We start from the raw sequence: 1,979 nt of genomic DNA, 5'->3' as shown, positions 1-1,979 counted from the left end.
TAATAGTTAGTGTGATTTTATGGCGATACTCCCCGTATCGCCTTATTTATTTGACACTCGTTTTCCAGCCCCTATTTGAATCCCATATAAGAAGCAAAACAAAGATTTTTGTGTAGAACATCAACATTTTTAAAGCCAACTTGTGTCAATAAGTTTAGTTGATAGATCAGCGATCTTGGTGTATCCTCGTGTTCGATATAGTCAAAAACATGATCACGATACTGCTCATCCTTAAGGTTAGTTAAGTATTCACCATATTTTTCCCTGTAAATTAATTTTTGAAGCTGTTCATTATTTTGCTCAATCAAATCAAAAATCCACAGACTTCCTCCGGTTCTTAATAAGCGGAACAGCTTGCTAAACGCATTTTCCCAATCTTTATCATCTCGAAGATGATGTAAAACAGATGTTGCGATAATGACATCAAATTTGTTTTCCTCTAAAGCTGCGGCACGAAAGTCGCCTTTAATCAACTGAATTTCTCCCTTGGTTAATTTTCCAACGCGTTCCCTTGCTCTATTTAACATTGGCTGGCTCAGGTCCAACAGACTAACATTTGGATTAGACTCCAATTTTTGCAATAGTTTTACGTCGTAATTGCCAGCTCCGCATCCAATGTCCAATATATTTTGAGCGTTTGGATAAAGACTGACAATGGCATCCGTAATAAGCTCCATGTTCCATACCGCATCCAATGTGGTTGCTTGACCTGTTTCTAAATTTGAGAACCGCTCGACATCGTTGTCAAACCGTGTTTCAATCTCTTGTAGCGTCGCTTTGTTCATCTGTAAATTGTTTATTCTCTAAAGTTCAGATAGATTCCCCCGCACAGCAGTATCTTAAACTGTCTGATCGGCGGTATTTCATCCATTAATTTTTAATAATTTAAAGGTAGGACTAACTGGAATTCATTAAAAATATTTATTTTGTCATCAATTCATACCAAAAAAGTATCGATGGAAATCCGACATCTCATTTATTTCAAAACAGTAGCCGAAGAGCTTCATTTTGGCCGAGCAGCAGAACGCTTATTTATGTCCCAGCCCCCATTAAGCCGGCAGATTAAAGATCTAGAAGACGAATTAGGTGTTATTCTTTTCTTCCGAACCAACAAACGCGTCGAGCTAACGGAAGCAGGTAAATACTTTTTGGAGGAGGTTGTGGAGATCCTACAAAATATCGAACACAGCAAAACGATCACCAAACAGATCCACAACAATATCTCAGGAGAATTCAAACTGGGCTATATTAGTTCGACACCTAAGAAAATGCTTGCTACGGTATTAAAGCAAATTCAATTGAAATTTCCATACTTAAGAGTTAGTCTTTTCGAAACATCGACGCAGAAACAAAAATTAGCACTCGAAAACGGAAAATTGGATCTGGGTATTATGCGTGCTCCAATTTATTCAAGTGAATTGCTTACCACTCCCCTTTTCGAAGACCCTATGGTTATTGTAGGTCATTCACAGGTGAAATTTAATGCGATCAACTTTTTTAATGAAAGTTTCATTTCTTTCAATCAGAAATACGCATCGGAATATCACCGACTTGTTATTAATACCTGTAACCGCATGGGATTCGAACCCAAAATTGTACATCAGAGCAATTCGATGTCTTCCATCCTTGAGTTGGTGTCACAAGGCTTGGGCATGGCAGTCGTCCCTGCGTCCACTATCAAACAATACCCGCATTTAAACCTAAAAATCATGAAGCTTGAGGATATGGATAGCAAAACAGAAGTGATCCTGGTCTCTAATATAAAAAGTAAAAACAGTGCATTAGGCGAATTTATAGCCTGTATCCAGAAAGAGTATCTTGATTTTAATGCGTCCTAAAGTGGCATCGATTGAAATTCCAGTATAAAAAAACGGAGTCAGCATGTTGCTGACTCCGTTTTTTTATGGGTTGAAGAGCGATATTACCTCTTCTCAAATTTATACGCTAAAGTTGCCATAAAACTACGCGGTGGAATCGGA

At 38.0% G+C, this 1,979-nt stretch carries 2 protein-coding genes; one reads left to right on the top strand and one right to left on the bottom strand.

Going from position 1 to position 1,979, the window contains the following annotated elements; genetic code table 11:
• Nucleotides 1–71 precede the first annotated feature (71 nt).
• Nucleotides 72–785, bottom strand: a complete 714-nt coding sequence (locus B2X72_RS25335) for a class I SAM-dependent methyltransferase (RefSeq protein WP_075993992.1) — start codon at nucleotides 783–785, stop codon at nucleotides 72–74.
• A gap of 141 nt (nucleotides 786–926) precedes the next feature.
• Here B2X72_RS25335 and B2X72_RS25330 point away from each other — a divergent pair, with 141 nt between their 5' ends.
• Complete coding sequence (locus B2X72_RS25330; protein WP_232475603.1) at nucleotides 927–1,838, top strand: LysR family transcriptional regulator; 912 nt, start codon at nucleotides 927–929, stop codon at nucleotides 1,836–1,838.
• Nucleotides 1,839–1,979: the final 141 nt, after the last annotated feature.

Source organism: Sphingobacterium sp. UBA7253, from assembly GCF_002472745.1.
GTDB classification, from domain to species: domain Bacteria; phylum Bacteroidota; class Bacteroidia; order Sphingobacteriales; family Sphingobacteriaceae; genus Sphingobacterium; species Sphingobacterium siyangense.
Note: the sequence above shows the minus strand (reverse complement) of the source record. Positions and strands in the feature narration are given on the sequence as shown.

What these genes read in the sequence shown, in the direction of transcription:
- B2X72_RS25335 (WP_075993992.1), bottom strand. Translation starts at nt 785, where the DNA reads ATGAACAAAGCGACGCTACAAGAGATTGAAACACGGTTTGACAACGAT.